The 6,445-nt window shown below is 56.0% G+C and carries 5 protein-coding genes; 4 read left to right on the top strand and 1 reads right to left on the bottom strand.

The window, feature by feature from the left end:
• The first annotated feature begins 138 nt into the window (after positions 1 to 138).
• Genes K1Y02_24450 through K1Y02_24435 form a run of 4 tightly spaced genes read left to right on the top strand, consistent with a single transcriptional unit; the run spans position 139 to position 5,563 of the window.
• Positions 139 to 999 carry a hypothetical protein gene (locus K1Y02_24450; GenBank protein ID MBX7259534.1) on the top strand — a complete coding sequence of 287 codons (861 nt, stop codon included), beginning with the start codon at positions 139 to 141 and terminating at the stop codon, positions 997 to 999.
• Positions 1,000 to 1,001: 2 nt separating this feature from the next.
• Positions 1,002 to 2,267 (top strand): ATP-binding protein, encoded by a 1,266-nt coding sequence (locus tag K1Y02_24445; protein MBX7259533.1) that lies wholly within the window; start codon positions 1,002 to 1,004, stop codon positions 2,265 to 2,267.
• A gap of 3 nt (positions 2,268 to 2,270) precedes the next feature.
• Complete coding sequence (locus tag K1Y02_24440) at positions 2,271 to 3,443, top strand: ATP-binding protein (GenBank protein ID MBX7259532.1); 1,173 nt, start codon at positions 2,271 to 2,273, stop codon at positions 3,441 to 3,443.
• A gap of 2 nt (positions 3,444 to 3,445) precedes the next feature.
• Entirely contained in the window at positions 3,446 to 5,563 is a 2,118-nt protein-coding gene (locus tag K1Y02_24435) for a DEAD/DEAH box helicase (GenBank protein MBX7259531.1), read from the top strand.
• A gap of 426 nt (positions 5,564 to 5,989) precedes the next feature.
• Here the strand turns inward: K1Y02_24435 and K1Y02_24430 are convergent.
• Positions 5,990 to 6,445 (bottom strand): hypothetical protein (locus K1Y02_24430; protein ID MBX7259530.1); only part of this gene is annotated, 456 nt, incomplete at its 5' end.

Here is a 6,445-nt window from a genome sequence, read left to right as displayed (position 1 = left end):
CCAGAGAGTTGGTTCCATGTGGGCGCGAGCGACTTGGCTTTGCGCAAGTGCCTGGAGACGAAGGTGGACATCTTCAAGGCCTGAGCATCGAAGACTGTGCCCAAATTCCACAGGACGGTAAAGAAGAGCACTCGGCAAGTGAAGTCACGAACACACGAGAACACGGAGCATTACATGGAGTTTCCAGTAGAGATTATTGATCAAGTCCGCGAGTTGCACGCCCTTTCGAAAGCGGACGCGCAGCGCCTCAGGACTGAGGCGGAAGCAGCCGCTCAGGCCGAAAAGGCTTGGGCTGAGTGTCATACCTTCCTTTCCAAGGGCTGGATCCTACATCTGCTCGCCCTGCTCGACAAAGAAGCACCACAGCTCAAGAAGATGCGAGCGGAGAACCACCCGGCTATCCCGGCAATTGAGGACGCTTATCGCCAGGCAAAGGAGGAACGCGATCGCATATTCCGCCGTTTCCCTTCATTGCTTGAAGAAGCCTTCGGTAAGAGCGGCTTGTCCATCGACCCGACGAGCAGACATCCCAGATACACCTTGGAAACCGGATTCTTCCGGTTGGAGATCGACGAAAAGAAGCAAACCGCCCGCCTGTCGGACCATGAAGGACGCTTGGCGGAGATTCCGGCGGACGTAGAGGCTATCGTCGAAACCGTTCGGAAGGAACGCCAGCGGATCTTCGAGCGAAAGTATAACGCCAAGACGTTCCTCCAGACCGTGCGGTCTCAATACAAGTCAATCATCAAGCAGGAGAAACAGCCGGACGGTTCGAGCGTGCCCATCCGTCATATCACGCGTAGGCTCGGCAAGAACGTGAAGGGTTTTCGCACCGATGAATTCCTTGTGGACCTGTCGCGGCTGGCGCAGGATGGCCCGTTCGAAATCGACGGACGGCGGCTGGACTTGCAGCAAACCAAAGACACCAACCAAGGGATGCTCCTGCATGGCGCTGCCGGGCGCGGCTATGTCGGGTTCATCGTCTTCAAGGAGGCGTGATCGTGGATCAAAGAATCGTCGCAACACAGGTGGTGGAATCGCTCCGCAAGGGGATTCCGCCTCAGCGCGGGGTCGAACGCTATTCCGTGGGCAACGAAAAGCTCATGGAAGGCGTCAAGAAATTCCATCTGAATGGAATCGCCGATCGAGGCATCATTCGTTTCGTCAGCGGCTCTTGGGGGGCAGGCAAAACGCATTTCTTCCGCCAGCTTCGCGAGGCTGCTTTTCAAGGCGACTGCCTGGTATCCAATGTCGAGCTGGATGTCAGCAGCGCGGCGTTGAACAAGTTTCAAAGCGTATTCGCCGCCATCATCCGCCAGATTGCCACGCCATCATACTACGCCGGACATACAACCCTTGAGGCTGCGCCGTTCGGTACGGTGGTTCGTGAATCCTTGGCCTGGCTCGCTACGGGTACCCGCCAGATCGGCGACGAGATACCCTACGAACACTACACCAAAGCAAATGAAGCGCTGATGGCGGACCACGGAATCGACGTCGACTTCAAGAAAATGGTTCAGAAGTATTGGGAAACTTTCCTGCCGGAAGCGCCCGAACCCGCCGCAATCGAGCAAACGCGCGGTGAAATCCTCCAGTGGTTCAGTGGTGAGGGCACCGTCGGCGCGTTCCGCAAACGCTTCGGCGTCAGCAAGATCGTGTCGAAGGACAATGCCAAACTGATGCTCCAGTCGCTTGCGGCCTTTGTTCGCCTTTCCGGTTACAAGGGATTGTTGATCCTCTTCGACGAGGCGGAACAGGCGTACTCCGTCATGCGCAAATCGGCATTGCGCGAGGCGCACAACAACCTTCTATCGCTCATCAACAATATAGAAACGCTTCCCGGGTTGTTCCTGATCTATGCTACTACGCCGGACTTCTTCTCGGACCCCAAGCATGGTATCGTCGTCTATGGGGCTCTTTCCGGGCGAATCGGGAAACCCGAAGAGCGCCATCCCCGCGCATTAGATACCATTTGGAACATGGACGCCGTAGAAACAAGATTGGAGGACTATCAGGAAGCCGCTAGAAAAATACGAGCTGTCTATGCTGTGGCGTATCCGGAGTCCGATTCGGCCTTACCGTCTGAACCTACCGTCGCAGACAAGGTGGCTGAACTGTTCCGCATCCATCCTTCCCTTGCCGCCGTCCGGTTCTGGCGGCTGCTCGTGACGGCGCTCATCTCCGATTTCGACGACCACATGGAAGGCGAGCCTCGCGAAACGGAGAAGCTCTACGACGACGTGATGGACCGCCTCCGGGAGGACTGAACCATGGATGCCACCGAAGCGAGTCGGGTCATTGAGTCGTTACGCTATGGACTTCCACCAGAGGGACATATTTGCCACTTTACCGTTGGGCGTCAGGACGAAATCGCAGCCCTCTGCAAGCAACTTGATGATGATCGATCGAACGTATTGCTACTGAATGCAAACTATGGTGCTGGGAAAACCCATCTTCTCCGCTTCGTTCGCGAGGAGGCATTGCGTAAGGGGTGGATGGTCAGCGTAGTTTCCATGGACTCCAAGTCAGGGGTCAGGTTCGATCAGCTCAGTCAGGTTATTGGCGCAGTTTGCAGAGGTATTGAGATTCCCAATAGGGCTGGCAAGGGAGTGCGCTGCCTCCTAGACGGATTTGACAACTCCATTATGACTGGAAGCTTGTCTGAGGAAGTCTGGCCCGAGCTACATCACGACGGGAAATGGGATCAGAAGAAAGTCTTTGAGACCGAGGCCTTTTACCTTGGTCTTCGTGCATGGATCAAGTGCCCAAAGGACGTCGGCGATTACATCGTGAACTGGTTCGAGAATCCGCACATGAACTCTGACGGTCGCCCAAGTCATCTCTACAAGCTGCTTGTTGATGGAATGCGCAGGTTCTACAGGGATGCTCGACCTAAGGGCTACTTTACCAAGGAGCGTCTAGACCTGACCCGCAACGACGACCTTTGCTGGGCTTTCCTTAGAGACCTGCATCTGGCGGCCAAAGCGATGATGTTGCGCGGATTCGTGCTCTGTCTTGATGAATTCGAGGATGTACTCTATAACCTCCCGCGAATAGATGCCAAGAAGAAGGCATTTTGGAATCTCTTCGAGCTGTTCCACGGGCATCAGTATAAGGCCAATGCATACTTTGCAGTTACTCCCGGATTCGTCCAGAAGTGCAAGCAGGAGTTGGCGCGTAAGGGAGAGTATGACTATGATTTTTCGCAATTCGACTTGCTCAGACAGTTTGAGATGACCCCCATCGAGCGTGACGATATTGCGACTCTATGTGAGCGTATTGTTGAAGCGCACAGCGTTGCCTTCTCGTGGAATCCCTCGGCGCGTTGCAGGAACGCTATTTCGAAGAAAGTCGAATCCTTCTCATCGGATGCGAGCCAAGATCGAGTCCGCCAGTTTATTCGCCATGTTGTTCAAGAACTCGATCGGAGCCTGGACGCCTAGCGATGAGTGATTCCAGCCAATTGGACAATAGGGTAGCCGCTGCATTCTACGGTCGGTTCAGGGATCTGCGCGAGGCACAGCAAGCCGCCATCGAGCCGCTATTGGCGGGCCTCAATATTGTTCTGACCTCCGGCACGGGATCGGGCAAGACCGAAGCAGTGATGGCACCGCTGGTCAGCAAGTATTGGCGCGAAGCCGTTCTCGGTGATTATCTCTTTCTACTCTATATTGCGCCGACCAAGGCTCTCGTCAACGATCTGGAGAAACGGCTGCATCCGCCACTGTCCGCTTTGAACCTGCGCGTGGGAGTGCGCCATGGCGACCGGGATGACTTGAAGAGCGGCCCGACTCCGCATGTGCTCATCACAACCCCTGAATCGCTTGATGTGATGCTGTTTCGAAAGGACTCGGCACTTGGTTTGATTCAGGCTGTTATCGTTGACGAAGTTCACTTGCTTTACAACACGCAGCGAGGGCTTCAACTGTCCTTGCTTTTGCAACGCCTGCGGCGGACCCTGCCGCACGACCTTCAATGCGCCGCGCTCTCGGCCACGGTGGGCGATCTGTCCCATATCCGCGATTTTCTGTTGGGCGCGGAAGCGAGCGCCGAGTTACTCGCGTTCTCGGCGGCCCGCGCCATTGACGCCCAAATCCGGCATATCGAGAACCGGCATCAATTCCTCTCGCTTGTTCGGAAGATGACGGAAGGGCGGCCAACGAAGTTGCTCGTCTTCGCGAACTCACGCCGGGAGTGCGAACGGCTGGCGGGTATCTTGCAGGATGACGAGGCCCTTCGTCACAGCGTTTTCGCGCACTACTCTTCTCTTTCTCCCGAAATGCGGCTGGACACCGAGCGAAAGTATGCCGCCATGCGCACAGCCATCTGCGTGGCGACGAGCACGTTGGAACTCGGCATCGACATCGGCGACATTGACGCGGTGTTGCTATGGGGCGTTCCTTCGGGCGTGGATTCGTTTCTCCAGCGCATCGGGCGCGGCAACAGACGCTCCAACAAGACCAATGTCGTCTGTCTTGTGCCGGACGATAGCGACTCCGTTTCATTGGATGCCATTCGCTTTGCCGCGTTGCTGGATGCCGCGACGAAAGGCGAATTGCCAATCAGCGAGCCCTATGAACTATTCGGCGCTGTCGGCCAGCAGTGCTTGAGCATCATTGTGTCGGACGATGGCCGATTCACCCGCATAGCCGATTTGTGCGATCTGTTCCAGCATAGGCCCTATCTCCAACGCGGAGTGGTTGAGTCGATTCTGGCCGAACTGGCATCGAATGGCCTCCTCCAACGCCACGGCTACAAGAATCGCTACGGCGCGGACGAGGATGTTCATCGGCTCGTTGATATGAAGATGATCTACGGAAACTTCGGGGTCGGTTCCCAAACGGTTGATCTGTTTCATGGGGCAAAGCACCTCGGAGAAGTGCCCGCAATCAATCTGTTGCGGATTCGGGGCAACGTGTCCGTCCGATTTGCTGGGAAGAATTGGCGAGTGAAGAAGGTCTCGCGAGAGGGCATTCACCTGGAAGCGGCCAAAGGAAGGACGGAAGCCATTGAGTTCTCCTATGGAGGAAGAGGAATTGCCTCCAATCCATACATCACCGACCGCATGTGGACATTCATTCATACGGACGGCGCGGTGCAGGGTCAGTTCAGCAACGCGCTTTCGGAGACGGTCGGGAGATTCATCTCTTCCATACGTGCGTCATTTGCCGCTTCACAGCTCCCGTTTTACAGAACTGCGGAAGGTATTTGCTACTATACCTTTGGCGGTTATATCGTAAACCGGGCAATCGGTCTGTATTCGGGAAAACCAGGCTTCAAGGCCGATGATGTTTTATTGCGTGTCCCCTCGCCGATTGACTGGTCTTCAGTCCCGGAGAATCCCGCCGATTACGAGGATTTCTTCCACCTGTTGTTTGAGGCCAGTGCGGCGCAATCCATCTATCAAAAGCAATTGCCCTTGGAGTTGCAAGAGCGCGAATACCTTCAGTCATGGCTCAAGGACACGTCGATTCCCAGTATCCTGGCGCGGTTGCGGAGAGCCGACCCCGTTGCATTGTTCGCCCCAAGTGAGTTGCTGTGTCAGCAAATTCCCAGAACATAAAATAGCTGGGCTTGAGGAGTGAGCCTCTCTGGGGTGCGCCCATGAATGAATCGCTTCAGAGGGGCCGGGTATTACTGGACCGAAGCCGTTGTCAGTGGCAAGTGTCGTTAGTACTCGCTGTGGGTATCGCATCGAACTCGCACCCACCCGTGGGTTGCCATCCTTTGCCCGGGGGCACCGCAGACCTCACATACCCTGAGCGACGACTCTTCAGCCCGCCGGAGGATCGCCTTCGCGGTCTCGTCGGTCTTGTCCTCCAAGTAGATCCTCAGCCCGCCGAACTTCTCTTTCACTTGAACGATCCTTGACTCAGGGCAATCAGCGGCCAGCTCCCTGAGCGTTGAGTCGATCAACGCCACCCATCCAGGTCCACACTGGAATCCGGAGAAGCGTTGCGAGAACTGGCCCCGATATTGGGTAGACAGATCATTCAGATCCACTGTTCGCTCTCTCAATCATGGCGTAAAAAGCACGGCGGGCATCCACCGGAGTTGGCTCCTTCAACAGGTGACGTAGGCTGCCTTCTGTTACCTTGGCAACCTTCGACTCATTTTCAGGATCACAGATGAAGTCGAGGATGTCAGGTGGGAGCAGCAGCAAGCGAAGATACTGACAAACCCGTGTGCGCGTGACCCCACGAGCCAACGCCACCGTTTCCTGGGTCGCACCTAGCGTGGAGTCCATCTCCGCAGCAATCTCCCGGGCGACGAGGACGGGGTTCCGCAGCCACCGGCGGTTCACGCCGTACTTGAAGGCCTTCTCAGCAGGCTTCCGGAAGACAAGCTTGAGACGGCGGCGTTCGTAGACACCGAAAAGCTCTGCTTCGTCTTCGAGGTCTGGACCGGATATAGTTCGAGGAGGGTTCTGGCCGGGGAGCCAAAC

Source organism: Candidatus Hydrogenedentota bacterium (assembly GCA_019695095.1).
Classification (GTDB): Bacteria; Hydrogenedentota; Hydrogenedentia; order Hydrogenedentales; family SLHB01; genus JAIBAQ01.
Note: the sequence above shows the minus strand (reverse complement) of the source record. Positions and strands in the feature narration are given on the sequence as shown.